Here is a 25,120-nt window from a genome sequence, read left to right as displayed (position 1 = left end):
CTTCCGCAAGAGGTGAAGAGCTACATCGCTGAACGCAACATATGTGACCATTTTCGTGGTGAACCCATTGAAGGGAACAGCCCAGAACAAATCGAGCGCAGGGAGTTTGTTGTGGATAGTCTGGATATCTACTGCTCTGGTACGGATAAACGCTTGGCTGCTCTGAAGAGGCGCTACAAGAATAATCGAGCGGCTATGGACAAGCTAAGCCAGTATGAGGAAAGGATAGAAGGCGCGGAGTCCAATTAACACGTCGCCCAACCGGGACAGCGAAACGGCATGCCGCCCTTTAGCTCGGCGTTTGAACGTCCGCTTCCGAGCAAGGCGACAGTCCGTTGTGGGTCGGGCTCGCGTTGCGTCGCCAGATCGGCGTTCGAGATAACCGATTCTTTGATCACTTGCCGAACCGGCCGATCGCATTCATCGAAGTCCGCATCTGAAAGTGGCCGGTTGAGTTTTCCGTAGGGAGTCACACTCGGTCAGGCCGGCCATCGATTGAGTAGCACCTACCCCTCGATTCGCTCCTTCTTGTAAGGCGAAACCGCTACCATATGCGCAACATAACCAGAGGAGGAAAACATGGCGACTTACAAGGAACTGAAAGCTCAAATGGGCGCCTTGGTAGAGAAAACTGAGGCCGCCCGGCTATCAGAATTCCAAGCTGTTGTTGACGACATTCGGGCCAAAGTGGCCGAGTACGGCATTACCGAGAAGGACATCTTTGGTACGCGTCGCGGCAGGTCGGCAAAGCAGACAAAGGGACCGGTGGAAGCGAAGTATCGCGATCCCAAGACCGGCGCAACCTGGTCGGGCCGCGGCCGCGCGCCTGCCTGGATCAAAGATGCCAAGAATCGCAATCGGTTCCTGATCCAGGAGTAAGTTTCCTCACCTGTGACTTGGCCGGCCGCGGAAAGATAATATCCGCGGCAGCCAAAGCGTGTGTAAAGCACCAAATGGGCACGCAAGACGTAGTCCTGATTTCGCCGGTCCCGCACCACCAACTGCCGGTTGCCGGTCCGCCCTGATTTTTACACGACGCCATCTCGCATCAGTTCCGAGATTCCGGTCGTCACTGCGATTTGCAGAGTGCTTTTCGAACCGTCCCTCCACCTGCAAGTACGTCTTTATCCAAACCGAGCGGCCGCACGAACTCGCTCTGCGCTATCGGCTTGACCCAGTCAGAGGCCCGTGACAGCTCTTCGGCGCCGTTGTGTTGCTCCTCAGAGGCGGACGCAATCTCTCTTAGCACACTATCGACTTGTTGAGTCGCGGTCGCCCACCGGCGTGGATTGATGGCACGGATCGTGCGCAGTTCGAGATCGGGTCGGTTGCCCCCAACCTTGAATTCCACGAACACGCTGGATATATTTACAGCGTTTTTGTTGCTGCGAGCACGGTCCGCACCGCGCGTGACCTGTCGCCCGCGTCACACCATCGATTGACCATGAATTTGCGACCTACTGTTGATCGCCGCGATCCGGACTTCGACCCAGTGCTGTATGAACATGCGCTTGAACACGCGACGGACGATCTATGGCGCATTACCGCGTCGCTGGCGAACCGCTATTTCAATGCGGGACTGGCGCACGCCTTGAGCTGGGCTGTCCTGCTCGAAATCGAAGAGCAGGCTTTTTCCGATCTCGGATTCCAGAGCCGCAATGAGCCAGCGGTCATCGGTGGTCTGCCGCGGATCAGCGCGGCCACGTTGCCAGGCGTCGATCTTTACGGCCCGATCGATTGGCGGATCGAGGGTCCGTCGCTGCCGACCGTCTACCTGTGCGTTCGCGCGTTGTCAAACGCGCAGGCGAATGGTCGAAAAGTGGAATCGGCATGAGCGGCCGGCCGCATTCGCCCGTCGAGTCGGGCGACGAGTGGCGCGAAGTCAGCGAATATGGCTGGACATACCCGGAAGGTTGGACGATCGGGCGATACATCGTGTCGGGCATCGAGAAGTGCCTATTGTGGACCCCGGACAGACTCCCTCGCGGCGACTACACGAGCGTCGGCCGAGCGAAAGCGGCGTTTCGCAAGATGTGCAAATGACCGGGATGGCACGCCCCTCTATCCTGGTGGCAGGAGACGCGAATCGTAGATTCGCGTTAGGCTTGGGGGTGAGCGATATTCAGTATATAAGAACGAATGGACGAACCCACTCTCTGGCTGTCGGCGCCTGTCGAGGCCTATAAGCAATGGCAACACACGGACGCCGCCGGTGCCGACCGTCGCGCGTTCTCGCCGCGATCGATCGTCCAACATCAGGCTATGTTCGCGCGCTTCATGCACCACCTCACGGCCGCGCACAAGACGCTGGCCACCTTCGGCCCGGAGCACCTCGAGACGTTCTTTGCCGACGTCGACAATCGATGTCAGCCCGGCACCACGACGCGTCTGCGGTACCACAAGCTCATCGACCGGCTGTGCCGCCACCTGACCGAGATCGGTGTGCGCCAATCGAATCCGGCCGCCGCCTTCGCGCTCACACAAGAGTGGCCTGAAGACGAGCCCAACCCGGTGTATATCCCCGAAATCGACGATGTTCGATTGCAAGCGCAGGTCGCCGACGTCGACAGCCTAGAGGCCCGTGCGCTGCGCAATCGCGCGATCGTTGGGTTGTTGCTGGCCACCGGCGTGACGGCTCAGGAGATTCGCCTTGCCAACGCCAGCGAGCTTGACCTAGCGCCGATCCGGCCGCACATCCAGATCCCGAAGCGCGGCGCGCGCGATGCGCGCCGGATCGATATTGCAGAGTTCGCGCGCCCCGCCCTGTCGCGGTGGCAATCGCAGCACCCGACGGCAAACGACACGTTGTTGTTCCCTTCGCCGCGCGGCGGCGGACCCATGACCGACGAGATGCTCGGGCGGATCGTGCGCGACGAGTTACTCGCCATCGACGTCCGCTTGCCTGACATGGGTCCGCGCACGCTCCGCAACACCTACGCGCGGCGCCTCTTGATCGCCGGCCAGAGCAATGAGGATGTGAGTCAACGGTTAGGTTTAGCCAGCCAACGGACGGTCGTCCGACTGCGCGCGACCCTTCCGCACGCAGAGGTCAGCCCGGCGCCTTGACTTCGCCGACGACTCGACAGGTTTGAAGAGCCAGCAACCGCGCTGGCGTTTCTCTCCATCGGCGCCGTCGAATGCCCTACTCAACACCCTACCTCGACCTAATCTACGTCACCGGCCACATATTGACGAGCCAACAACCAAACGCGCCCACGGGCGAGAATCGCTCCGCCAGTCAAAGAAAGACTGACCTCATCTGGCTTTCCATAGCACCTGTCCGTAGTCGAGTAGAAGCCGGGCGGAATTTTATGGGAGTCGCTTCTGGCGAGAAAGTGCGATTCATCGGCTATTCGGCCCTCTTTCGCGCTCAGATTTCGCATCTCCGCAGACTGCGATGGTTGCGTTACCCGGTTCAGGAACGGAATGGGTCACCGATCTCCGCCGTTGGAGACAAGCAGGCCAGCGATCGCGGAAGAGAGCGGCAGTCCCGAGTATTTTTCCAGCCAGAAGAACTCCCCAACCGGGTTGACCTCCAGAAAGATGTGATGACCGTCAGGGGTGAGGATCAGATCTGCTGCACCGTAGCTGAGGCCCAGAATACGCATAAGCCTCAGCAGCCTTTCCTCTACATTGGGCGGGAGTTGATACGGCTCCCACTCATCGATCAGCTCAAGACCATCACGGCGCCAATCGATCCTGGATTTTTCCGACCGTTGGGAATCGATCGATGCGGTGAACAGCCGGTCTCCCACGATCGTGGTCCTGAGTTCCAGTGCCTTGGAAACTTGTTCTTGAAAGGTAGCCGGGCAGTAACGCAGGTCGGCGAGGTGTTCGAGGTCTTTGGTTTGGACAGTGTTGGTAAAGACCACTTTCTCTTCGCCCTGCTCATAGATGGCAAAAGAGGACAAAGTCTTCATGATCATCCCGTGCCTGCATTCGCGCGCGAACGTTCGCACCGCTTCCGGCTCGTTTGTAATCAGGGTACGTGGAATATGCAGACCAACCTCTCTCGCGATCTTTAACTGAAGCTGCTTGTTTTCGGCGCGGCGAAGGCGATGCACGGGATCCAGATGGAAGGCATCGAGGCTGGCGATCATGCCGTGTACCGTAGCGCGTGATTGATCGATCGCGGCCCGTCTTAGCTGCGGCTCCATCGTCTGAGGGATGCACTGCCCGATTGCGATGCGCCGATACCACACGGCGGATACCGTCCGCAGATCCAACTCGTAGTCCTCGCATCCGAGGAAAAGCCGTTCATCTTCGCCACTGTACTGGTTTCGAAGTTGAATATCGGTGGGAAAGCGGTCCGTATCGAACCGATAAGCGACGCCGTCTTGTGCAGCCACAGCATCCATGACCAACTGGATACTCTCGTTGTCGTTGCTATGGGTGATGATCAGGATCACCGCCGGTCGATGCCGTTCGGACATATTGCAGCTCCTTTGCTGAACACCTATCTTCGCCTCGAGGGCTTGAGACCGACACCGGGCACCGGGATCGAGCGCGCGCCGGGATAACACTGCGCCGCGCGCTCGATGGCAGGACAGGTGCGGTCTCGTGATGGGTACATGGACCGAAAGCTAGAGAGGAATGATTTCCCCGTCCGACGGATACATCAGGGTGACTGGCTGCGGACGAATGCCAGGTAGCTGACTCACGCGGCCGGTGACGTCCCGGATAAGGGCCTGAATGTCAGGCAATTCTCCGGTCGGCACGCCTTCCTGGTCGGATGGGGCGGCCATCGTCACGACGGAACCGCCGCGGATCGCCTTCATCTCTTCCCGCGTGAGATCCTTGGAGAACTGACTTTCCAAGAAATGCGCAAAGAACGGTAGCGGCGACAGATCTTCAGTTTTGATGCTGGACATGATTACTTACCTCGCTGAAAGTTGATGAGCCATTGAAGCGGCATGAGCCGCCTCATACTCCTGCAACCGCCGTGCCAGTCGCATGTGCGTCCTTGACGCCAGCGTGTAACGCCCTGGGGTGCCGGAGGATTTCACGCCGAGCCGCGATAAAGGCGGCAGGGCGTGTCGCGGATCAACAGGGAATTCGTTGGCTCAACGCCAACGTGAGCGTGCGGAATGGTGGAGGTTGGCCGACAGGTCGTCAGCCCCTCACACACAAGGTTTCGGATAGGCTCAATTGCCCACTTTGGGATCCGTGAATCTCCAGCTGCATACGCTCCGCCATCATTCGAAAGCAGGACGTGCAGATGGAAGGTTCAATGGGCACCGCAGCTTTTCGGCCGACCAACCAGAAAGACGGGGACTCGACCATCCTTGCAGATGACGAAGTCCGTCTCTTCCTCGATCCGACGTTGCACCGTGATCGCCGGCCGCCAGACGGGCCGCTCGATCCCCGGCTGGCTAGCCGGTAGCGGCCCGTGGGCAGCGATCAACATCGTGACGAGATTCGACATCGCTGATCTCCACTACTCAGGCTGCTTGAGACGGTGCCGCCGTCGCCGACAGCGTGACCCAGCGGCCATCGATCAAGACGTCGCGCAGTTCCGAGCCGTTCAGCGTGTAGGCGTGTTCGACGCCGACGCGCGGGCGCGCCGGACGCGTTGCCACCGTGAACGCCGTCAGGGTACTCGATTGAAAAGACTTCAGTTGCATGACGTTCTTCACAAAAAAGAAAAGCGAGGAACGCCCCTGCGGGGACATTCCCCGCCAGGGTTAAAAGAAATGAACGCCGCCCTACTGGGCGAGCGCGACTACATCGATGACTGCATCGGCTTCGGCGATCAGCTCGGGCGTCTGCGTGATAAAAAATTCCCGCTCGTAGCCGCCCTGCCTCAACACCTCCCGCTTCATGCGCATGAACTGCACCTTGCGTTGCGGATCCAGCGGACCATCCGACTCGTCGCTGAACAGCGACTGGTACGGCTGCCCCGCATTGCCCGCGATGTACAGCGCGATGCCACGTGTCAGGCACTCGTTGATCCAGACCTTCTGCCCACCGGACATGACCCCGACCGCCTTGCTGCTATCGCTGTCGGCATCGTGCACGAGGATTTCGAAGCCCTCGCGCAGTTCGCCGCTGGCCAGTGCACGTTGGGTCTGGATCTCGACCGTGAACCGCGTGCCGTAGCACGCGAGCAGCAGGTCGTTCACCGTCTGCGTCAGCGCCGGGCCCGCATCGTCGATCGTTAACGCAATCACGCCGTCGTTGCCCAGGCCTTTCGCGACGAGCTTCCACTGCGCAACTTCGTCGGAAATGCGAGCCGCGAGCGCCTGCGTGGATTCGAGGCCAGCGAGTTCCCGCTCGATTCCGATCAGTTCGGTCTCGCGCGTCGCCTGACTGCGAATTAGCGCTTCGATTCGCGCGTCCACGGCAGTGAGTGCTTGTCGGTCCGCAGTCAGCTTTCGGTCGAGATCGGCGACGGCCTGCGTCACGTCAACCGCCGCGAGCCGAGAAACTTCCGCCTCGAGCTCGCGCAGCAGCACGGTCACGCGCGTTTGTTCCGTCTCACGACGTTTTGCGGCGTCAGCTTCCTCGGTATCAAGGGTGAGCAGTTCCGCTCGCGATGAGGTCAGCCCGGCTTCGGCGGCGTCGAGCAACGGCTTGCGCGCCGCCAGATCGGTCGCCCGTTGAAGTTCCTGGCGCGCGACCAACAACCCCACATTTACCGATTGCAGCTCGGCGCGCCTCGTCGACAGCTGTGCCACGACCGGGGCAAGGGCCTCTCCTTCCATCTTGTGCGCCCGGTATCGGGTACGAAGATCAGTCAGAGAGACCGTCTGAACCGTGACTTCCTGCGCAGCATTGCGAGCCTGTGCCAGAAGCGGACATGTCGCGTGAATGTCCATGCCTGAGCACGGGACCTTCTCGACAACGCCGGCTTGCTCACGCAGATTCTTCAGCAACGCAGCCTTCGTCGAGCCCTCCGACTCCAGCCCGGTCAACATCGACCCGATCGCCGTATGGCGAAGTTGCTTCGCTTCCAGGTCGGCGATGGCGCGCTGTAGCGGCTCGACCTTCGTCTCCAACTGCGAGATCTGGAGCAAAGCTCGCTCACGCTGCTCCGATGCGCCCAAGATCGCATCCCGCTGCTTCAGCGTCGCCTCGGAACCGGCGATGGCCTGCTGGATCGTGCTGCGCCGCTGCACCACGCGTACGCGATCGGCATTTGCATCGCGCTCGATCGCCTGCAGAGAAGCATTCAGCTCGTTGCGACGGCCCGCAAGTTCACGAAGTCGGGACTCGACATCCGCGTTCTCGCTTTGCTTCGCCACGAGCGTCGTGCGTTGCTGCGTTAGATTGCCTGTCGAAACTTGAAGTGCGTCACGCTCGGCTTTCGCTGTCGCGAGCGCCGTTGCGTCGGCTTCCATGGTCCGCCGCGTCTGCTCAGCTCGCTCGCGCTTGCCGGAAAACGCAACGATCTCCTGCTGCACGACGTCGAGACGCCGCGCCAGGACCTTCGCGACGTCGGCCGCCTTGGCAGCCAGCGCGCGCAGGTGATCGATCTTCAGCAGCTCCGCCAGCAGCGCCTTGATTTCCGACGCGCCGTAGGAGGCCAACGGCCGGCGATTCTGCGCCGAGAACACGCTCGTGAAGAACGATTCCAACGAGCCGCAAATCGCTTCGACGCAGCGGTCGTAGGTCTCGCCCTTGCCATCCGAAACGGTGCCATCCGGTAGCGTGACCGGCTGCCATTCCCCGTCCGTCGACTGGTAGAACAGGAAATAGTCGGCCTTCCCGGTCTTGCTGGGCTTGCGAAACGCGAATGACGAGCGATAGCGGATGCCATCGTGCGTCCATTCGAATTCCTTTCTCGCCTGGCTGCCATATAGGTGTTCCCAGTACGAAAACGCGTCGACAGAGAGCTTCGACGCGCGCGACGGCATGATCCGGTACGGATGCAGGTTGTCCATGATCGTCGTCTTCCCGGCGCCATTCGGGCCGGTCAGCGCGATCAGGCCATGCGGCAGCGCTTCCAGGTCGAGGTCCACGCAATCACGCTTCATCCCGTCCCGGACACCATAGAATCCCTCGAGCGAGAGCTTCAGCGGGCGCATGGCAGCACCTCCTGATACGGCGCGTCGTGCATGCAGTCCGCCGGCAGCCATGGCGAATCGTCATCGTCCGGCCAGCCGTCCGTCATCAGCGTCGGTGCGGCGACGGGTTTCACCAGCTGCCCGTCCGCCGCTTTCTGGACATCGTCTGCGATCGACGCAAATGCGCTGACAGAAGCCCGGATCAGGCTGTCCCAATCGCCATGCCCGGTCAGCGCGCGCAGCTCGCGTGCAGACCACTGGCCGGCATACCCAGTATTGAATGACCAGAGAAAATTTTGCAGCTCGACGTCGGGCACAACAACAACTTCCGGCTCGGACGTGTCCATTGAGTCGGCGAGCACGAGGAAGTGGTCGCGTTGCGCAACCACGAACCCGCGCTGTGCGCCAAACGGTTGGTGAAAAATGCCGGCGACGAATTCACGGCAATCAACGAGACTCTGTTGAAGTGCGCGCGCGTTCGCTTTGGACTGGTAGAACTTGATCCACTGGGGACCAGCTGGGTAAAGGCCAAACATCATCACACTCCTGTCGAATTGGGCGGAGTGCGCCCCGAGGGGATCGCTCCCCACCAGGGTCAAAAGAAAATGGATGCAGCGATGCTGCGATCGAAGCGTCTTGCGACGCGGGGTGAACCTCGTTTCGATAGCCCGAAGGCTATCGGAACACGGCTGTGTCCAAGGGAAAGCGTCGTGCCGACCGCTCAATCGAAAGTCGTCGTCATGCCGCGAACAGATCGTCTTCCAGCCACGAAAGCGACGGCTTGCTCGCGTGCTCCGGCTGGGCAACGGTGATTGGCATCGGAACGACATTGGCGGTATCGACGGCACCGGATGGCTCGCAAGCCTTCTCGGGAAGCTGAGCAAGGCGGTCGAGCACACACGCGGCAATCGACTCCGCATCGCCGATCTCGAGCGCCTGCAGCCGATCCAACAGCGGTAACGCCTCGACGCCGGTCAGTTCGCACCAACGCGCAATCTTGGCCTCCACCGTCACTTCGCGGCTGATGCCTTCCGCGCGACTGCGCGTCACCGGCAGTACTCGCGGCTCCAGCTTCAGCCCGGCAGCGCCAGAGAACATCGCCTCGATCGCCTTCCGGTCGACGAGCTGCTTGTGCTCCTCGTCGATCTGCCAACGCACCCGGACGAACTTTCCAGCCGAGTCGGCTGCCAAGGCTGCCAGCCGCGCGACATCCGGCGGACCTTCGAACTCAACGTAGACCATCTCGCGCGACGGGGTGGCAACCAGTTCCGGCACTGCACCGTCATAGTCAACACTCCAGAGCAGGTAGCCTTTATCACCCTCTTCGCCATAATGAAAGCGCCCGATCGAACCAGGATAGGCGACACGGCGGCCCGCAAGCTCCCATAACTGATGTTTGTGGATGTGCCCCAACATGAACGCCGAACACTCGGCATCGAACAGCGCGTTGAGGCTGAACTCGTGATCGAAGCCAGCCATCACCACACCATGCTCGGTCATACAGCCTGTCACCGTGCCATGGGAAATGCCAACCGTCGGCACGTTCATCCCCCGGAAGTGAGCGTTGTTCGTTCCGGCGGCCGCAAGATAGGAGCCGAGGATCTCGCCCAGCTCGGTGGACGACGCCAGCGCGCCCACCTTGAGCGCCAGGTCCCCCTTGTTGATCGTCGGCAGGCAGGTGAACACCGCGTCCGGACTCAGCCGCTCGAAATCGAGCATGTCCTCGTACGAGAACACCGGGCCGTCGGAGGCCCGGAACGCTCCCTCGGACAGCGCGACCTGACAGATCCGATCCGCGACGAATACCGGAAACCGCGCACCCATCAACGCAAAGTTGTCGAGCGTGCCGGGCGGTTCGTGCGAGAACGTGCCCTGCAACATGATCACGGGCATCGCCTCGGCGAGCCGGTGCACCTGCGTGGCGAGCGCGTGCAGCGCCGGCGCATGCGCGTCGAGGCGATGATCGGTCGAATCACCCGAGATCACAGCCAGATGCGCACCGCGCGCGATCGCGTCGCCAACGGCGAAGCGAAAGCAGCGGTCGGCCTCCTCGAGGTTCTCCGGCGAGTAATGCAGGTCAGAAAAATGCGCGATTTTCATCGTCGCCTCCAGATATGAAAACGGCCGCCTTGCGGCAGCCGACAGTCGATGAACATCAAACGAGTCAAGATATGGCCGCTTGCGCGGACGGTTTCGATGCGTGAGGAACGCGGTCGAAAGCACTTGAGAAAATCGCGTTTGCTGAAATGCTCTCTCGGTCGCGCGAAAAGAAGTGCCAGCCCCGAAGGGCCGGCGAATGAGGAATGCCGTTACCGTCGGTCGAACGAATCGACGGCCTCGGCGATCTCACGGTTGAGGGCATCCGGCGCGTCAAGCGCGTCGGTCAGACGCCTGATCATCTTGTCGATGTCAGCCGGGCGGTCTGCCCAGCCTCGTCCGAACGTGAGGTGACCGTAGACGCGGAACTGATTGCGGCGATCGTCGGCACCAAGCCGCAACCGCTGCAGCAAGTCCTGAAGGCGATGTCGCTTTTCCTCGATCGGTTCCGGAGGCGGGTCGGCCTGATCCGCACTTTGGACACCACCGACGAGGGGCGTCGGTTCTGCCTCGTCTTGCGTCGCGCCGCCATGCAGCTGGATGACCGTGCCACTCGAACCAAGCAACGCGGCGGCGCTTTGGGCCGCTTCGATCACTGGCGGCGCTTCATCCGCACCATCCAGCAGCGCACCAATATCGATATCCGCGTCGAGCACGGTCAGCAACTGCGGTTGGCGAACCGCCTCGCCGTTCTCGTTGATCCGCGTGATGTCGAACTCCCGCTTCGAGATCCAGAAGCGTGTGCCGGTCAGCTTGCCGCGGGCCAACTGCACGGTCTGCATCGCAGCGTAGGCCTTTTGAAGGACGTAGATCGAGTTCGTCGGCAACTCGATCAGCCCAAGCCCCTTGATATCGGGAATCGCGAACACGAAATGCGCGGAGAGGTTGCACTGCCGGCTCTGGTACTGCGGGCACTGCTCCGGGTCACAGATGCCGTCCGTGATCGCCTCGTCCTGACGGAAGATCACGTCGCGCCCGCCGAAATGGCGGACCGCACGCTGCGCGCGGGGATCCCGCTCGACCTTCGCGTAGGTCTTGCAGTAGCGAATGCCATCAGGGCCATACTGGGAGAAGAACTTCCGCCCCGTCCCGCCCCATGCGGCCATTTCGTTCGGCAGGTTCTGCATCCAGTCGTTGAACGCGAACAGCACGGGAAAGCGATACAAGCGCAGTCCCTGTCCGCGATCCTCGCCGTAGAGCTTGAGGATTTCGTCCGCCACGTCCGGGTTGTTGAAATCCGACCGGCGGCAGGTGAAGTAGTCGACGTTCTTCGGCGCAAGCGCGTTCCGGAGCTGGCAGCGCGACTCGATCGCCTTGCCGATCGTCTCGAACGAATCGCCGGCCGCAACCATCGTCTCGTACAGCCTCACCGCTTCCGCGTTACCGCGCGCCTTGGACGTGAGCGCCTTGATACCCGGACGGATCCGTCCGATCACGGGCGGGCGCACCGCCCGCTCTTCGACCAGGCTGCGCGCCGGGCCGCCCAACATACTGACAACAGCGTTCATGATGGTTTCCTCGCGAGAATGAAGATCGCCTGAGTGCGCATCGCGCTCGCTGACTGCTCGAGCGTGTTGGCAGCCGCCTCTCCGCGGCGTTCGGCGATGTGTGAAAGAAAGATGCGGCGCTCGGGATCGCTGTACATCGCGACTTGAGCCACCTCGCACCGCGCGCGCCAGGCAGGCGACGCGGTATTGGCAGTTGTGCGTTCGTCGGCGATCGTGTTGCTGATCACGTCGGCGATACGCGCGTCGAGACGATTGGGAAGCACGGGGCCCTCCGGGACAAAAACAAACGGCGAAAAAAAAGCGCGTCCCTCGGTCGAGGAACGCGCTTCTTGGATTCGGTGGAAATGACCCAAGCGCCACATCCCTTCTGGGGATGTGGCGCTCAGGGAGCCGGTCGGCTCAAATCGAGGACGTTAGGTCATCCTCGCGCAGCATGGTCACGCCGCGCAACAGCCCATTTTCGGAATATCCATTCCGCCGCAGGATCACGGCTCAGTCGGCTACGGTCGTTCTACCCAGACTCTGGTCTGGAGAGAGACACCCGATGTCCGGGCTCGAACGACGTCACGGCGCAAATGAATGCGGCCAGCAACGAGTTTCATGACTGAAAAAAGGGGAGCGCGGGCGAGGCACTCATCAGCAGAAGATTCCACACCAGTTGCCAACTGGTCGGAGCATGCCCGATGGCACGGCTTATACAAAAGATGGACTTCGGGCTTCGAAGTCTAGGTCGATGCGTCGTGGACGCGAGAAGTAGAGTCAGTATTGCGGAAAATCCGGAGCGCAATCCCCCGAAAGCTCGCGAAAACAGGCTAGCTTTTGCGGCCAATTGTTAAATCGGGTTCCCTCACAATCATCGGTGAGAGAGACCACCCGAAAATGCCATGTCCGCTGTTCTTGATTTGCCGCCGGACCCAGACGAGGAACCGTCCGTCGCCCCGGCACACCCCGTAGACACTCAGGCCGAGCCGGTCCCGTCGGCGAGCGGCTTGAAGCCGATCGAACGCCTGACGAGCGATACACGTATCGCGCGAATCATCCCGACGTCCGATTCGACGACCGTCCTGCGGTACAGCTCCCAATTCGCCCGGAATTTCATCCGCGGCGACTACAACTTCTGTGCGTCGAAGATTACCGTTGCGCGCGGCGGCAAGACGCGTGCACTGGAAGTCGCGCTGCGGGATGTCTCGGAATGGCTGCGCAAGGCGACCGCGTGGGTGGAGCAGCACAACGCCCGCAAGGTCGGGCTCCCTCACGAGCGCATCGAACTGCAGGTCACGCGGCCGCTCGCTGGCCTGCTGGTGCGCTGCCTCACCCAATACGACCGGCTTTTCGTCTCGACGATGGAGGCGATGCTCGCCGAGAAGATCACCGCGCAAGACCGCGCGACGATCCTCGCCAACGCCGAGGGGCGCATCAAGCAGATCTCCCTGATTTGCACGCCCGACAACGACCAGTACGACTCCGACGGTTCGCGTCGCGAGCAGTAACGCGATCTCAGCCTTTCGAACGTAGTCTGCCGACGCACTTGACTTTGCCGGCAGCGGGATACGCTCGACCAGACAAATGAGGGGATTCCATGGACATACGAGAAATTGAGGCCCTGCACGCGCAATATGCATCGCAGCCCATCGTGATCGACATCACCAGCCACGTAAAGGCAATGCCCGCACTGCCGGCTCCCTCGCGGCCTGCCCGCGATCGGTCGTGGGTCACGGGCGTCACGCGGTACGGGCGAATCGCCAGGCCCGCAATGGTCGCCTTCGCGGTCACGCTCGTGGCCGGCGCCGGCGGCATGAGCGCCGCGAAGCTATGGCGGGTCATGCATACCCCGGTCCCGCACGCCGCAATGGCAGCGAGCACGCCGCAGACGCCCCGCCCGGACGCGGCACAAGGCGCTCCCGTCTCATCCCGCCCGTTTACCTCGGCCGACCTCACCGCAGACGGCAAATCACCCTCGCCAGCAATGACGAAGGTCGATCCGCAGGAGCTGGCCGCGCCCGCGAGCGTGGCGACCGCCGTTGCGCCAAAGGCAACCTCTACGCCTGTCAGCGACGTCGAGAAAGCCGAGGCATCGCCGATTCGCGTGCCGCGTCGAACAGCTCCGGCGCCCGAGCCTACCGCACCGCCCCAGGCATCGAATGGCGCACCGGCCGCGCCAGCTACCCCGCAGCCGCAGGCCCCGGTCAATCGGGCAGCGGTTCGAGCGCAGCCGGACACGGAATCGGCCGAGCCGCAGCATACGCCGCATCCCGCCCGGCATATCGCGTCGCGCCGACACGTCGCGCCCGCTCCACAACCGGACGCGGCGGCGGCACCCGCACCGGCCCCGAAGGCACCGGCAGCCGCAAAGTCCGGCGACGTTCAAATCTTCTGATCGAGATCCAGCATGAAAACGAAATCGCTCAACGTCACGCTGCTCGCAGCAGGCGCAGTTATCCACGGCGACCTGATCCTCGACCACGGCGTCAGCGTATTCGCGCTGATCAACGGCAGTGTCATCTCGACCACCGGCCTGCTGCACATCGGGCAGGGCGGCATGGTCAAGGGCCAACTTCAAGGCGAATACGTGCGTATCGACGGCGCGGTGGAAGGCGACGTGCACGCGCGCGAAATGCTGGAGATCAACGGGCGGGTCAAGGGCAACGTCTACTACTGCGGCACGATCCGGCTTGGCCCTAAAGCCGCGCTCGACGGCAAGATCAGCCGCGTCGCGCGCGAACTCGTGATCGAACACGCCGCCGAACCGGTGCAATCGCTGTCGCCGGCTGAACCCGTCGCGCCCGTAGTGGCAACCGCGCTTTAACCACCCACGAAGGAGCACCCATGCTATCGAAATCTGCAATCCACGCTTTCGCGATCGGTGCCGTGTTGGTCGCAAGCGCCGCGCACGCAGCGGACACCTCGCAACAACTCGACGTCGACTGGCGACAAGACGGCCGCACCATCATGACGGGAATCACCCGGATCACGCGCCCGGTGGAGCAGTCTACGCCGCTCCACTACTCGTCCGGAACCAGTGTTGGCTACGCCACCTGCACGCCATCGGGTGCATCGTTTTCGCTCAATGCCAACCAGCAATTCGTTGGCCGCGCGCTGACGGTTCGCCCCGTCGCCGCGCAGAACAGCCAGGTCCAATTCGAGATCGACGCAAGCGACACGTCGCTCGTCGAGATCAAGCTGGTCGATTCCGGGCCGTGCAAGTCCGAGGTGGTCGAAACCGCCGGCATGAAGCCCGTGAAGCTCACGGCCACGGTCGGGGAAGGCAAGGTCGCGACAGTGTCGTTACCGGACGGCCACGGTGAGCTGCGACTCAAGCTGCACGCCGAGGAATAACGCCAGACTCCGGAAACGAATCGGCTGCCGTCGGCGGCCGACTTCTTCGAGCGATCAATCAGTCGATCTTCGACTCGATCACAAACCGGGACACCGGATTTTTCTTGATGGTCGAGATCACCAGACTGTCCCGCGCCCGTGTCATCGCCACATAGAACAGGCGACGCTCTTCCGACTCCGGGCTCTTCTCATCGGGCACCACGCCCTCTTCCGCCCGGCTGATCCATACGTGATCCCACTCCAGGCCTTTCGAGCTGTGCATGGTGGTGAGAACCAACGCGCCGTCGACAGGCTTGTTGTTGTCGCGCTTGAGAAAGTCGATACGCTCCGAAAACAGCCCATTCAAGCGGCTGATCACGTCGTAGGTGCCCTGAATCGCGCGGATCGCCTGATCGCCCTTCGCGTAGCCCATCATCCATTCGAACACGCCTTCCAGCGCGAGCGAATAGAATTCGCGTTCGCAAAGCGATTGCCACTCGGCCAGGCGCTTCATGAACCCCCGGTAGGCCGTGGCTGTGTCGTCCCTTAGTCCGAGCGCGACGAGATCCTTCTTCTGCCGTTGCACGAAGTCTGCGCCCATGTCCCGGTGCAACACGGCCAGATCGGTCGAACTCATGCCCATGTGGGCCAGCACTGCGTCGACGCCGTTCTGCTTGCGCCCCTCGACAATCTCGAGCAGGTTGCACATCAGCGCGCCCTGTGGGCGGTTGAGCACCGAACTGCCGGACGCACGGTAGTACGGCACCCCATGCGACCGACACACCGCCTCGATCGGATCGAGAATGCGGTTCGTGCGCGCGAGAATCGCGCAGGATTTGCCCGCGGTGAGGCGCGGCTGCAATGCCTCGACGGCGGCCACAGCATCCGCATACTCGTCGTCGAACCGCTGGCTGCCAATGCCGCCACCTTCGCCGCGCTCTGCCCGCAGCACTTTCGGGATACGGTCAGCGTTGTGGCGGATCACCCTGTCGGCCGCCGACAGGATCTCGGCCCGGCAACGGTAATTGCTGCCGAGCACGATCTTTTGCGCGTCGAAGGTGCCGGCAAAGCTCTCCATGCCGCGAAAGCCGAGCGCCGCCCGGAATCCATAGATGCTCTGGTCATCGTCGCCGACGACGGTCACGTGCGCGCCGGCGCGCGCATGCAACTCGACCCACCGGTATTGCAACGGATCCGTGTCCTGAAACTCGTCGACGAGCAGATCGGTGAAACGGTACGGGCGAATCTCGTCATTTTCCATGCCGGCGACCGCGAGCCGCAGCATGTCCTGGAAGTCGATCTTGCCGTTGCGCTCGAGCGCGTCCTGATAGGCGCGATAGAGCTGCGCCTCGGTCGTGCCGGCGTCGACCCTTCCGAAATTGGTCTTGATGCGCTCGATGATCGGCACGGCCTCTTCGACTTTCCATTCGAGGCCCAACTCCGCGATCACCCGCGCGAGCATCCCGAGTCGGTCGCCATCAGAGGCGATGTCGCGGCGCGGCCGGCCGGGTTGCCCCAGTTGGCGGAACGCCAGCGAGTGGAACGTGCCCGCGATGAGCTGCCGCTTCGCGTCTGGTCCCGCGACCGCCAGGATCCGGTCGCGCAACTCCAGCGCGGCGTCCTTGCTGAAGGTCACAGCGCCGACCACCGCGGCCGGATCGGCGAGCAGCCGCGCTGCCTTGGCCGCAATCGTCTTGGTCTTGCCCGCGCCGGGGCATGCTATCGCGAGACAGTGGCGGCGCAGGAGTGCCACCTCGCGCTGTTGGGGATTCAGCTCGTCGAGCATGGCACTCACCGACTCGCCTTACCGGCCGCGAACCGTCGTCATCAGCCGCAGGTGCGTCATGTAGCCCCGAAGGCCGATCGGATGGAACTTGCGCAGGAATCGCGCGGTTTCCTCGTCGACGTCCGACTGGTCACGCAGACCGTTCCAGACGAGGAAGTCGAAGTGGTCCATCACCTGATCGAACTTCATGATGAGCGTCAGCAGGCGATAGGAAAAGCGCGTGTACGCCTCGACTTCCACCGACAGCGACGGCTTCGTGACCGTCGGCGAGAACACGATTTCGCCGCTCTCGCGCATCGACGCTTCGGTTTTCTCGCGATACTCGCGTGCGACCTCCAACTGCTCGCCGACATACGCTTCCAGATTCTTCAATTGGGTGTCGAGATACGTCGTCACGACCTCCTGATCCTCCGCCCCGAAGGTCGACCGGCCGAATCGCTGCATGTTGATGCTCATCCGGTTCAGGTACGGCCACCACTGTTCGAACAGCGGCTTCAGGCGGGTGTGGTTCAGCCGAACCTCGGCCGTCACCACGGCTGCGCCCGACAACTGCTTGTTCATCAGCTCCCGGCCGATCTCGCGGCGGCGCAAGATGATCGCGGCCCGCTCGGCCGGCGACAGATCGCTGAACAGCTTGCGCGTGCGCGCGACCTGCTCGCGTTTCTCCTGCGCCTCCGCATCGCTAATCATCCCCTCTTTGTGCAGCGTCGCGGCAGCGGTCTCCATCTCCACCAGCTCGCGCTCGAGCTCGCCATCGTCCGCACCGTCGGTGGTCGGCCGCGCGGGCGTATCCGTCTCGCCGTTGGCAACGACAGCGGCACCCGCCGTCACGGCATCGGCGGGAACGTGCGGTTGCGTGGCCGCGAGCGTCGCGGTTTCGCCATCGAGGACGGGCGTCGCTTCGTTGATCGTGCTCATTGAGAGGGTTCCTTGTTGGTTGATCGTGGCCGCATGCGCGGCATACGGCTATTTTTGCGACGACTGGGAACCTGCGTGGCACCGAAACGTGGTCGATTTTGAGGGGCTTTCGGGGCCGTCACGCGCGCGCCGGGCACCGTGTCAAGTCCTGGAATAGGTTGACAGTACCCAGACGCTAGAGCGCCCGATGCACCGCATCGGGCGTTTTGTATTTCAGAGCGGCATGAGGTCGCTCGTGGTTGTAGATGCGCACCGACTGGTCGACCATCTTGGCGGCCTGTTCGAGGTCGGTGGGACGTTGCAACAGGAATTCGCCCTTGAGGATGCCGTTGACCCGTTCGGCCAAGGCGTTCTGATAGCAGTCGTAGCCGTCCGTCATCGAACAGCGCAAGTCGTGGCGCCGATGGATGTCCTGATAGTAGGTCGAGCAGTACTGGATCCCGCGATCGGAGTGATGGATCAACGGCTGGCGGGTCTGGCGCGTGCGCAACGCTTTCTTGAGCGCCTGGCTGACCTGTTCGGTCTGCAGGCTGTCGTGAACGTGATGGCCGACGATCTTGCGCGAGTACGCATCCGTGACGAGGCTTAAATACACAAACGGGCCGGCAGTCGGCAAGTACGTGATGTCGGCAACCCACACCTGTTCGGGCCCGGTCGGCACGATTTGATCCGGCCCGGGTTTCAGCAGATTCGGATGCCGCCGGAAGCGATGGTGGCTTTGAGTCGTCTTGTGGTACGCCCGGTGCGGCATGACCAGCAAGCGCGCGGCGCGCAGCACATCGAACAACCGGTCTCGCCCCAGCTTGATGCCGCGCCCAGTGAGTTCGGGCCCAAGCAAATGATGCAGTTTTCGTGTCCCGAGCCTCGGCTGGCGAAGCCGGACGTCCCGGACCAGGGCGGTCACGACCTTGGCCTCTGAACTGCGGCGGCACTCGCTCTGGCAACGCTTGTAGTACGCTTGCCGGCTGATGCCCATATAGCGGCAGGCCCGCTCGACGCTCAGCTTTTCGATCCGCTTTTGCGCGACGACCTGCCCGAAGGCTTTTTTACGGTGATCCCGTAATCCTTGCGCATCACGTCGAGCACGGCCTCGAACAGCGCAGCCTTCTCCTGCGCCTCCCGCAACTGCGTTTCCAGTTCCTTGATGCGCTGCTCTGGCGTGAGTGGCTTTGATCCTTGCTTCGGCATCGTGGAGTCCGATGAGGCACGGCCGGATGGATCGGCCCAATCCTGCAAGCCGTGCTTCCGTAACCATACCAGCACTGTCGAGCGACCCTGGATGCCGTAGCGTCGCTGCGCCTCTTTGTACGTCAGTTCGCCTTTTTCGACCTGCTCCACCACCGACAGCTTAAAAGCCAGACTGTAGTCTCGCTGCGTCCGCTTGATCCCTTGCTCCACTTGGCACCCCTTCGATCTCTCGAAAAAGTGTCAACCTATTTCAGGACGGGTCACCGAAATGAAAAAAGCCGCTCATCCGGTTGAGCGGCTTCAGGCGAAAAGCTCCAGGTTTTTAGGTAGCTTTCCTTCCTTCACGTACGTTCGAACTGGCACATATCGGTCATCACGTCGATGTCCGAGAACCAGGCATCGACGATCTGGTAGTCCGCGCGATCCACCGCGAAGATCCGTCCATCTCGGACCCGCAACAAATAGACTCGGACGTCGTTCTCGGTACCGATGATGCACACGCCCTTGCCAGCAAGCTCGCGCTCTTCGGTCGCGGCGATGATTTCCGCCACGTCCCAGATCACGCCACCCGTTCCGTTGTAGATACTGGACCGGTGATCCTTCAGGAAATCGAGCCACGAATCAGGCGCGGCTTGGCCAAAGTAAGAGTGGCACCAAGAGGCAAAGTCCATGCTTGCTATTTCCTGTTTTCCGAAGAATCCGTTACTGGTATGAAGACGCTGCATGCCAGAGCAGACCACCGACGCACGCGGCGGCCACTATCCAGTACGGGGCCAGCACGGGGATCGGCAGGATGAGGACCGCGAAGGCGGCACCAAACACGGTCAACAGGCCGTGCGCGGCCAGGTGGAACGATACCGGGCTCGCGTAGCCGGCGGCGGCCGCCCGGATCTTTCGACGCACGACGCCGTCAGTGAACATCGCGGCCGCGAAGACGAAGGTGCCGAGGATCCAGAGCTTCATGACCGTGGCCCGATACACCGCGCGATAGACCAGCCGCCAGAAATTGTGCACCCACGTATGTGCGAAACTCGACACGCCGCCGTCATTGATCGTCTCGTCCCGCGTGCCGGCGATCGTCGCGCCCACGATCCCCGTCTCGACGAAGTAGCGCCGGAAGAGGCCATTGGTCGATTCGACGGCCGCGTCCGCCCGGCCTTCGCCAACCGTCGCCTCGACGGAGCGCGTCTCCGCCTCCGGGATCGCGAACAGCGCTTGATCCGGCAGCACCGGCATGATGATTCCTGCGATCAGCGGCACGAAGAAGAACCAAACCTTCCCGTGCTGGAAAAATCGGCTACCCGCCATGTCCGGCGCCCCCCATACTCATCAGCGCCATCGTCGCCCGCGCCAGCAGGTAGACCGGGAACGCGACCAGTCCGGCCGACCCGACGTAGAAATGGAGCGGCCGCCGGCGAATGAACATCGCCAGCGCATAGGCCATCGCGTTCTGCCCGCGCGCGAATTCCGCGGGCACCGGCGCGTCGGGCTCGTCCTGCGCGGCCGCCGTGCTGATCGCGCGGCGCGCGACATCGCGATCGACCCTAGCGAGCGTCGCTATCAGAAAAGGTGTGAGCGACATCGTATTCCTCGAAATAGAGCCGGAAGTTCTCGCCCGTCAATGCGCGCGACGCCAACTGGAAGGCCGCGGAGCGCTGGCTGATGTTCTCCGGGCACCGCTCATCGACCATTTCCTTCGTGAGCGTCGCGTGCCGCGCCTCGAACGCCGGAATCGGCTCGAACATGGGCGACCAGACGTGGTAACGATCGCCGTCGCGTGCCACATAGCGCCGCGCGTACAGCAGATGCGCCGGTGCGAACAGGCCTTGCATGAACGCGACGTGCGGCGCCCCGGTCTTACGCACGCGCTTGAAGCCTTCGAGTCCCTCCGTCAGCATCTCCTTGACGAGCGATTCCGACTTGCCGATAAAGTTTTCGCCGATGAACTCGGCCACACGCGTGCACGCCAGCTCGAGCTCCGGGGCCAGCGTAAAAGCCGGAATCAGGCGAGCCGACAGCTTGTGATCGCGGATGATTTTTTTGAATACGGCAGACATGCGTGAGATTTCAGCCTTTAAGGATTGGAATACGGCCCTGATACACCGATGCGCCCGAAATCCGCATGAAATACTGCAGGTTCGGAAGCCCGTGGATCAGGCGGGTTGGGATCAACGGCACCTTCTCCAACTGGAGCGAGCGGGTAATCGATCCCGTAAATTCACCGACATGCGCCTCGCTGCCTGTGCTCGTGCTGCTCGACATCACGAGATTGCGAATCGCGGTCTCACCGACCTTGTCGGAGAACCACTGCGCAGTGTCGCTGTCCTCCAAGCGTAAGATGATCTGGTTGTTCAGGTTCCCCAAAACCTGCAGCATTTTGGCGGCATTTCCCAGTCTGGCTTCGAGGTCGGCCCGCGCCTGGAACGCGACAAACGCCTTGAAGCCCGCACCGCGGCCCTTGTTCAGGACCTGAATCACCTGCTCGTTGATGGCTTCGGCGATCTCGTCGATGATGAGCACCACTTCCGGCGGTGACGCGTAGAAGTTGTAGATCGAGCCGCACACCGCCGCGACGTCGGCCAGGATCATCGACGCGATCGCCTTCTGAACGATGTTGTTCGACAACGAGTCGAGGCCCATGTAAAGCACGGCCTTCTGCTTGATGATCTTGTCGATGTCCCAGATCTCGCGCTCGTCCTCGAAATCGTCGGCCTTCGGTGCGAGCATCAGCCCCGTTTCGCCCGTCGCAAGCATCTGCAACAGTGGCAACGCCGAGGCGATGATCCGCATGTAATGCTCGCGGTCGTGCGTCTGCGTCGCGATCAGGCCGTCGATGGTTTCGTGGCCCTGATCGAGCGACGCGAATCGCGCCTGGTAGAGCGAGATCATCCCGTCGATTTTTGACACGCCGGGCTTGTTCGCCATCTTGACGGTGTCGGCCGCGACGAGGGTTTCCCAATCGGTCAGCCCTCGCTCGATGAAGAAGCGCTTGAGCGCCTTCTCCAGCAATGTCGTGATGCCCGACTGCGCGTACTTCAGGATCGACCGCAGCGTCGGCTTGTCGCCGATATACAGCTCGCCCTTCACGGCGCGGTCGATGAACAGAAACGCGAAATCTCGGAAGGGCCCCTCCTCCATCAGCTGCGCAATGCGGCTCGGGATTTCGGACGGCTGGCTCCAGTTCTCGATCGGATTGAGGCGAATCGACTCGGACGGTTTGGCCTGGTTGAAGTAGAGGAACTTGCGGGCGGCACGCGCGCACTCGCGCTCGACCCGCTCCTTCCATTCCTTGTCGTTCTTCGGATCGACGATCAGCAGCACGTCGCCGAGGTGGATCACCTGTGTGGAGATCACCTCGTAGGTGCGTGTCTTGCCTGCGCCGGTCGTGCCCCCTACCAGCGTATGGCCGCCCATCGCCTTGTAGTGGAACGGCACAAGACCCTTCTTCGGTTCCATCCCGTGAATCCAGGACGAACCTTGGGGCATGCGGTCCCGGATGCTGTCTTTCGGCGCGAACAGCTGCTCGATGAGCGCCTCCAACTTGCGGCCCCGCTCGGTCTTCGGCAGCCATGCCGGCAAGCCCGGGATGTCGGTGGTCGGCATCCGCAGGATGTCGTGCGCGATCTGGCAATGCTTCTGCGTCCACTCGTAGCCGATCCCCAGATACATCGCATTCGCTTCGGCGCGCATCCGCTTCTGGATCGCCAGCAGCTTCGACACCTCGAGCGTCGTCAGCCACTTCGTCGAGATTGCCATGCGGAACTTCAGTGCGCGCCAGACCTGTGACGCTCGGAGCGTCAGCACCGCGAGTCCGAAGAGCGCGAACGCCCATCCATACGGCATCCCGGAGAACGGCAGGATAAAAATGGCGAGCAGCCAGCCGATGACCGCGCGAAACTCGAAGATCGGCCGGAAATGGTTGATGTAACTGTTCACGCGTTGCGCTCCAGAATCAGCTCGCCGGCGCGGGCGGCGATCGTGATTTCGGTCGAGTCGTTGCCCAGCAGCAGCGAGCGCCGCCGCAGATGTTCGATCAGCGTGTCGCTCGCGACGCCGTAGCTTCCGATCAGGCGCTTCGGCAACACGAGACCCATGTCGCCCCACTGGACCTTGGCCTTGCCCATCTGAACGTCCTGGCGCAGTGCGCGGAACAGCTCAACGATCATGCGCGGGGCACCCTTCAGGACTTCCTCGAACGCCTGGGGCGGCGGCTCAGTCTTCCCCGGAGATGGGCTGCCCGTGGGCAGGGGGACCGGGTTCTCTCGCGGATTCATCGGCGCCGCCGACGGTGCGTGGGGCCGCGCGTTGAGCCGTGCGTCGGAGCCCGTGTCGGGTGTCGGGTCGGCTACCGCGGCCGGCTCGCCGCCGTTCATGGCCGGTGCGGTCGCGGCCGGTTGGGGTGTCGGCGGCGCTTCCCCTTCGACGTCCGGCGCGAGTGGCCGCGCGGCCGTGCCCGAACCGGTTGCGTCCACCGCCACCGGCTTCGGCTGCGCTTGCACTGGTGCAAGCTCGCCCGCCACGTGGATCGCCGACGGCACCTCGAACTGGACCGGCGCGAACACCCCACGTTGGGCCTTGCGGTCGAACTCGGCCGCCGTCGACACGGCCTGACGCACCACCTTGTGTGTCAGGGATTCGGCATCCATCGGGCTGAGGTTCGGATTGATCGCCCCGAACACCTCCGCCAACACTTCGGCATCGAGGCCGGCCAGCAGCTCGCTGCCGATCAGCACTTGCGCGAGCATCCCGGTGCGCATCCGCTCGATCGGAAGCGGCGCCCCGCGGCGGGCGACGCGATACGGCCCGTCACCGAGCCAAGGCCCGGCCGGACCGTGCACGGGCGGGTTCCACGTCTGATGGTCCGAGCCACGCACGAACTCGAAATGTCGATAGGGCTCGTCGAGACGCGAGCAGATCGCGGCCAGAAACACGCCGTAGTTGTACTGCGGCTCGATCCGGCGGCGCTTTTCGGACGGCAGGTTGGTGCCGAACTTCTGGCCACCAGCCAGCCGCATCGCGTAGAACGCCGTTTCGATCGTGCATCGGAATGCGCCGCCCGGCTCGCGATACAGGTCCGGGCTGAGCGGAGCGGACGAAAACCAGTCGGCGCATCGCGCCATCAGCGCATACCACTTTCGACGAAATTCGTCCTTGCTGGCTTCGTTCGCGCATTGCTCGATCAGGTCAATGCGGCGCTGGTGGTGGCCCAGTAGATCGCCAGACGCGATCGGGGAATGAAGACCGGACTGGCTCATCAGAACCCCATCTTGGCGACCTTCATCGCCGCGCTCGCCGCCTTGCCCAACGCTGCCCCGCTGGCGCTCGCCCCACCACCGAACATGCCGGCGATCTTCGGGATCTCGAACGCGAGTAACAGCATGAAGATCGCCAGAGTCATCGCGTTTGCGGCCGCGAATGGCGTCGATAGGCCCAGCTTGGTCGCGTCCGCAACCGCCGTCGCCATCGACTGCGTGACCAGCCGCCGCATGCAGGCGGCCACGACCGCATACATACCGGCGCTAATCATGAAATCGAGCCACGACTTGAAGAATCCCCGCGTGAACTCGGAAAATCCCAGTGCGATCGCAATCTGCCCGAGCACCGCCCCGATTGCCATCTGAATCAGACCCACATAGATGTAGTAGGCGAAGACAACGCCGGCGATCAAGAGCACGATACAGGCGATCAGAAGCGGGAAGACTGCGACAAGGTGAGCCGGGTACTCGTACCACGCCGCGCCCTTGAACGACTGGAAGAACGCATCGAACAATTGACCGCCCGCGGTGAACAAGGAACCGACGAGGCTCGTCATGTCGCCGCCCGCGATCGTGGTCGAGAGGCCGTAGAACCAGTTATAGAAGCCGGTTGCAAACGACGAATAGCCCATGTACAACGACGCAAAAATACCGAGTATCGCCAGATCCTCGAATATGCCGCCCCACGCCGCAACCGGATCCTTGATCGCCGCGAAGCGAACCCCTGAGAGGACGACGGTGATGACCGCCAAGCCACCCGCAATCTTGTCCGATTCGGTACTGAGCTGCTGACTCACGCTCACCGCCGCCTGGATCAACGTACCAATCAGCCCGCCGAAGGTCTGAAACGCGCGCTGACTACCCTGCGCGATTTCGCCTTGCGCGACCGTCGCCCCCACATCGCCCGACGTCGTGGGCGCAGGTGCGCCGGCGGCTACGGCCGCCGCATTAGGTGACGTGTCCGCCCAGCTAGGTGCCGGGCCAACGAGCACGGTCAGGACAGCGACCATCGAAAGCAGTCGCCGAAGCCATCCAGTCATCATGACG

Annotated in this window: 28 protein-coding genes; 8 read left to right on the top strand and 20 right to left on the bottom strand. The window is 62.4% G+C overall.

Annotated features, from left to right (window positions below):
• Both ACV229_RS36810 and ACV229_RS36805 read left to right on the top strand, forming a co-directional pair.
• Positions 1–249: hypothetical protein (locus tag ACV229_RS36810; protein WP_448087971.1), on the top strand; the 249-nt coding region annotated here is incomplete at its 5' end.
• Between the two features lie 330 nt (positions 250–579).
• A complete protein-coding gene (locus tag ACV229_RS36805) occupies positions 580–879 on the top strand; it encodes an H-NS histone family protein (RefSeq protein WP_448087970.1) in 300 nt (99 codons plus the stop codon).
• 190 nt (positions 880–1,069) lie between these two features.
• Here the strand turns inward: ACV229_RS36805 and ACV229_RS36800 are convergent, their stop codons facing one another.
• A complete protein-coding gene (locus ACV229_RS36800; RefSeq protein ID WP_448087969.1) occupies positions 1,070–1,351 on the bottom strand; it encodes a hypothetical protein in 282 nt (93 codons plus the stop codon).
• A gap of 93 nt (positions 1,352–1,444) precedes the next feature.
• On the opposite strand from ACV229_RS36800, the gene ACV229_RS36795 reads away from it, so the two are divergent.
• A complete protein-coding gene (locus ACV229_RS36795) occupies positions 1,445–1,834 on the top strand; it encodes a DUF2471 family protein (RefSeq protein ID WP_448087968.1) in 390 nt (129 codons plus the stop codon).
• Positions 1,835–2,139: 305 nt separating this feature from the next.
• Positions 2,140–3,066, top strand: coding sequence for a tyrosine-type recombinase/integrase (locus tag ACV229_RS36790; protein ID WP_448087967.1), 927 nt, complete (start codon positions 2,140–2,142; stop codon positions 3,064–3,066).
• A gap of 365 nt (positions 3,067–3,431) precedes the next feature.
• Here the strand turns inward: ACV229_RS36790 and ACV229_RS36785 are convergent, their stop codons facing one another.
• The 9 genes from ACV229_RS36785 to ACV229_RS36745 all read right to left on the bottom strand — a co-directional run bounded on the left by ACV229_RS36785 (position 3,432) and on the right by ACV229_RS36745 (position 11,964).
• A complete protein-coding gene (locus ACV229_RS36785; protein WP_448087966.1) occupies positions 3,432–4,433 on the bottom strand; it encodes an MvdD family ATP-grasp ribosomal peptide maturase in 1,002 nt (333 codons plus the stop codon).
• Between the two features lie 150 nt (positions 4,434–4,583).
• A complete protein-coding gene (locus ACV229_RS36780) occupies positions 4,584–4,871 on the bottom strand; it encodes a microviridin/marinostatin family tricyclic proteinase inhibitor (protein ID WP_448087965.1) in 288 nt (95 codons plus the stop codon).
• A 356-nt stretch (positions 4,872–5,227) separates the two neighbouring features.
• Complete coding sequence (locus ACV229_RS36775) at positions 5,228–5,425, bottom strand: hypothetical protein (protein WP_448087964.1); 198 nt, start codon at positions 5,423–5,425, stop codon at positions 5,228–5,230.
• 16 nt (positions 5,426–5,441) lie between these two features.
• Complete coding sequence (locus ACV229_RS36770) at positions 5,442–5,672, bottom strand: hypothetical protein (RefSeq protein ID WP_448087963.1); 231 nt, start codon at positions 5,670–5,672, stop codon at positions 5,442–5,444.
• A 33-nt stretch (positions 5,673–5,705) separates the two neighbouring features.
• Positions 5,706–8,027 (bottom strand): SMC family ATPase, encoded by a 2,322-nt coding sequence (locus tag ACV229_RS36765; protein WP_448087962.1) that lies wholly within the window; start codon positions 8,025–8,027, stop codon positions 5,706–5,708.
• Positions 8,015–8,545 (bottom strand): hypothetical protein, encoded by a 531-nt coding sequence (locus tag ACV229_RS36760; RefSeq protein ID WP_448087961.1) that lies wholly within the window; start codon positions 8,543–8,545, stop codon positions 8,015–8,017. The genes ACV229_RS36765 and ACV229_RS36760 overlap by 13 nt, the downstream gene beginning before the upstream one ends.
• Positions 8,546–8,744: 199 nt before the next feature.
• Positions 8,745–10,106: a metallophosphoesterase family protein gene (locus tag ACV229_RS36755; protein WP_448087960.1), complete on the bottom strand. Its 1,362-nt coding sequence runs from the start codon at positions 10,104–10,106 to the stop codon at positions 8,745–8,747.
• A 209-nt stretch (positions 10,107–10,315) separates the two neighbouring features.
• On the bottom strand, positions 10,316–11,611 hold the full coding sequence (locus tag ACV229_RS36750; RefSeq protein ID WP_448087959.1) for a recombination directionality factor: 1,296 nt from the start codon (positions 11,609–11,611) through the stop codon (positions 10,316–10,318).
• Positions 11,608–11,964: a DUF7696 family protein gene (locus ACV229_RS36745; RefSeq protein WP_448087958.1), complete on the bottom strand. Its 357-nt coding sequence runs from the start codon at positions 11,962–11,964 to the stop codon at positions 11,608–11,610. The genes ACV229_RS36750 and ACV229_RS36745 overlap by 4 nt, the downstream gene beginning before the upstream one ends.
• Before the next feature lie 531 nt (positions 11,965–12,495).
• Here ACV229_RS36745 and ACV229_RS36740 point away from each other — a divergent pair.
• The 4 genes from ACV229_RS36740 (at position 12,496) to ACV229_RS36725 (ending at position 14,947) form a co-directional block, all read left to right on the top strand.
• Positions 12,496–13,101, top strand: a complete 606-nt coding sequence (locus ACV229_RS36740; protein ID WP_448087957.1) for a DUF1845 domain-containing protein — start codon at positions 12,496–12,498, stop codon at positions 13,099–13,101.
• Between the two features lie 89 nt (positions 13,102–13,190).
• Entirely contained in the window at positions 13,191–13,988 is a 798-nt protein-coding gene (locus tag ACV229_RS36735; RefSeq protein ID WP_448087956.1) for a hypothetical protein, read from the top strand.
• A gap of 12 nt (positions 13,989–14,000) precedes the next feature.
• On the top strand, positions 14,001–14,417 hold the full coding sequence (locus ACV229_RS36730) for a bactofilin family protein (protein WP_448087955.1): 417 nt from the start codon (positions 14,001–14,003) through the stop codon (positions 14,415–14,417).
• Between the two features lie 62 nt (positions 14,418–14,479).
• Positions 14,480–14,947 carry a hypothetical protein gene (locus tag ACV229_RS36725; protein ID WP_448087954.1) on the top strand — a complete coding sequence of 156 codons (468 nt, stop codon included), beginning with the start codon at positions 14,480–14,482 and terminating at the stop codon, positions 14,945–14,947.
• A gap of 58 nt (positions 14,948–15,005) precedes the next feature.
• Here the strand turns inward: ACV229_RS36725 and ACV229_RS36720 are convergent, their stop codons facing one another.
• The 10 genes from ACV229_RS36720 to ACV229_RS36675 form a co-directional block, all read right to left on the bottom strand.
• Complete coding sequence (locus ACV229_RS36720; RefSeq protein ID WP_448087953.1) at positions 15,006–16,712, bottom strand: ATP-dependent helicase; 1,707 nt, start codon at positions 16,710–16,712, stop codon at positions 15,006–15,008.
• A gap of 18 nt (positions 16,713–16,730) precedes the next feature.
• Positions 16,731–17,630 carry an ATPase gene (locus ACV229_RS36715; RefSeq protein ID WP_448087952.1) on the bottom strand — a complete coding sequence of 300 codons (900 nt, stop codon included), beginning with the start codon at positions 17,628–17,630 and terminating at the stop codon, positions 16,731–16,733.
• A gap of 175 nt (positions 17,631–17,805) precedes the next feature.
• Positions 17,806–19,028 (bottom strand): IS3 family transposase gene (locus tag ACV229_RS36710; protein WP_448087951.1). Its coding sequence is split into 2 segments (ribosomal slippage): positions 17,806–18,660 and positions 18,663–19,028, totalling 1,221 coding nucleotides; the frame shifts between segments, so codons are not numbered across the junction.
• A gap of 131 nt (positions 19,029–19,159) precedes the next feature.
• Positions 19,160–19,489 carry a hypothetical protein gene (locus ACV229_RS36705; protein ID WP_448087950.1) on the bottom strand — a complete coding sequence of 110 codons (330 nt, stop codon included), beginning with the start codon at positions 19,487–19,489 and terminating at the stop codon, positions 19,160–19,162.
• A 31-nt stretch (positions 19,490–19,520) separates the two neighbouring features.
• Positions 19,521–20,126 (bottom strand): DUF4400 domain-containing protein, encoded by a 606-nt coding sequence (locus ACV229_RS36700; protein ID WP_448087949.1) that lies wholly within the window; start codon positions 20,124–20,126, stop codon positions 19,521–19,523.
• Positions 20,116–20,400 (bottom strand): hypothetical protein, encoded by a 285-nt coding sequence (locus ACV229_RS36695; protein ID WP_448087948.1) that lies wholly within the window; start codon positions 20,398–20,400, stop codon positions 20,116–20,118. The genes ACV229_RS36700 and ACV229_RS36695 overlap by 11 nt, the downstream gene beginning before the upstream one ends.
• On the bottom strand, positions 20,363–20,875 hold the full coding sequence (locus ACV229_RS36690; protein ID WP_448087947.1) for a hypothetical protein: 513 nt from the start codon (positions 20,873–20,875) through the stop codon (positions 20,363–20,365). Before ACV229_RS36690 ends, ACV229_RS36695 begins: the two co-directional genes overlap by 38 nt.
• A gap of 10 nt (positions 20,876–20,885) precedes the next feature.
• Positions 20,886–22,754 (bottom strand): conjugative transfer system coupling protein TraD, encoded by a 1,869-nt coding sequence (gene traD, locus ACV229_RS36685; RefSeq protein WP_448087946.1) that lies wholly within the window; start codon positions 22,752–22,754, stop codon positions 20,886–20,888.
• A complete protein-coding gene (locus ACV229_RS36680; RefSeq protein ID WP_448087945.1) occupies positions 22,751–24,073 on the bottom strand; it encodes a TraI domain-containing protein in 1,323 nt (440 codons plus the stop codon). Before ACV229_RS36680 ends, traD begins: the two co-directional genes overlap by 4 nt.
• Entirely contained in the window at positions 24,073–25,116 is a 1,044-nt protein-coding gene (locus ACV229_RS36675; RefSeq protein ID WP_448087944.1) for a type IV secretion system protein, read from the bottom strand. Before ACV229_RS36675 ends, ACV229_RS36680 begins: the two co-directional genes overlap by 1 nt.
• Positions 25,117–25,120 lie beyond the last annotated feature (4 nt).

It is taken from the genome of Burkholderia sp. MR1-5-21, from assembly GCF_053427715.1.
Note: the sequence above shows the minus strand (reverse complement) of the source record. Positions and strands in the feature narration are given on the sequence as shown.

Bases quoted from the DNA above. Each gene is read 5' to 3' on its own strand.
- ACV229_RS36805 (WP_448087970.1), top strand. From the start codon at position 580: ATGGCGACTTACAAGGAACTGAAAGCTCAAATGGGCGCCTTGGTAGAG.
- ACV229_RS36795 (WP_448087968.1), top strand. From the start codon at position 1,445: ATGAATTTGCGACCTACTGTTGATCGCCGCGATCCGGACTTCGACCCA.
- ACV229_RS36790 (WP_448087967.1), top strand. From the start codon at position 2,140: ATGGACGAACCCACTCTCTGGCTGTCGGCGCCTGTCGAGGCCTATAAG.
- ACV229_RS36785 (WP_448087966.1), bottom strand. From the start codon at position 4,433: ATGTCCGAACGGCATCGACCGGCGGTGATCCTGATCATCACCCATAGC.
- ACV229_RS36780 (WP_448087965.1), bottom strand. From the start codon at position 4,871: ATGTCCAGCATCAAAACTGAAGATCTGTCGCCGCTACCGTTCTTTGCG.
- ACV229_RS36775 (WP_448087964.1), bottom strand. From the start codon at position 5,425: ATGTCGAATCTCGTCACGATGTTGATCGCTGCCCACGGGCCGCTACCG.
- ACV229_RS36770 (WP_448087963.1), bottom strand. From the start codon at position 5,672: ATGTCCCCGCAGGGGCGTTCCTCGCTTTTCTTTTTTGTGAAGAACGTC.
- ACV229_RS36765 (WP_448087962.1), bottom strand. From the start codon at position 8,027: ATGCGCCCGCTGAAGCTCTCGCTCGAGGGATTCTATGGTGTCCGGGAC.
- ACV229_RS36760 (WP_448087961.1), bottom strand. From the start codon at position 8,545: ATGATGTTTGGCCTTTACCCAGCTGGTCCCCAGTGGATCAAGTTCTAC.
- ACV229_RS36755 (WP_448087960.1), bottom strand. From the start codon at position 10,106: ATGAAAATCGCGCATTTTTCTGACCTGCATTACTCGCCGGAGAACCTC.
- ACV229_RS36750 (WP_448087959.1), bottom strand. From the start codon at position 11,611: ATGAACGCTGTTGTCAGTATGTTGGGCGGCCCGGCGCGCAGCCTGGTC.
- ACV229_RS36740 (WP_448087957.1), top strand. From the start codon at position 12,496: ATGTCCGCTGTTCTTGATTTGCCGCCGGACCCAGACGAGGAACCGTCC.
- ACV229_RS36735 (WP_448087956.1), top strand. From the start codon at position 13,191: ATGGACATACGAGAAATTGAGGCCCTGCACGCGCAATATGCATCGCAG.
- ACV229_RS36730 (WP_448087955.1), top strand. From the start codon at position 14,001: ATGAAAACGAAATCGCTCAACGTCACGCTGCTCGCAGCAGGCGCAGTT.
- ACV229_RS36720 (WP_448087953.1), bottom strand. From the start codon at position 16,712: ATGCTCGACGAGCTGAATCCCCAACAGCGCGAGGTGGCACTCCTGCGC.
- ACV229_RS36715 (WP_448087952.1), bottom strand. From the start codon at position 17,630: ATGAGCACGATCAACGAAGCGACGCCCGTCCTCGATGGCGAAACCGCG.
- ACV229_RS36705 (WP_448087950.1), bottom strand. From the start codon at position 19,489: ATGGACTTTGCCTCTTGGTGCCACTCTTACTTTGGCCAAGCCGCGCCT.
- ACV229_RS36700 (WP_448087949.1), bottom strand. From the start codon at position 20,126: ATGGCGGGTAGCCGATTTTTCCAGCACGGGAAGGTTTGGTTCTTCTTC.
- ACV229_RS36695 (WP_448087948.1), bottom strand. From the start codon at position 20,400: ATGTCGCTCACACCTTTTCTGATAGCGACGCTCGCTAGGGTCGATCGC.
- ACV229_RS36690 (WP_448087947.1), bottom strand. From the start codon at position 20,875: ATGTCTGCCGTATTCAAAAAAATCATCCGCGATCACAAGCTGTCGGCT.
- ACV229_RS36680 (WP_448087945.1), bottom strand. From the start codon at position 24,073: ATGAGCCAGTCCGGTCTTCATTCCCCGATCGCGTCTGGCGATCTACTG.
- ACV229_RS36675 (WP_448087944.1), bottom strand. From the start codon at position 25,116: ATGATGACTGGATGGCTTCGGCGACTGCTTTCGATGGTCGCTGTCCTG.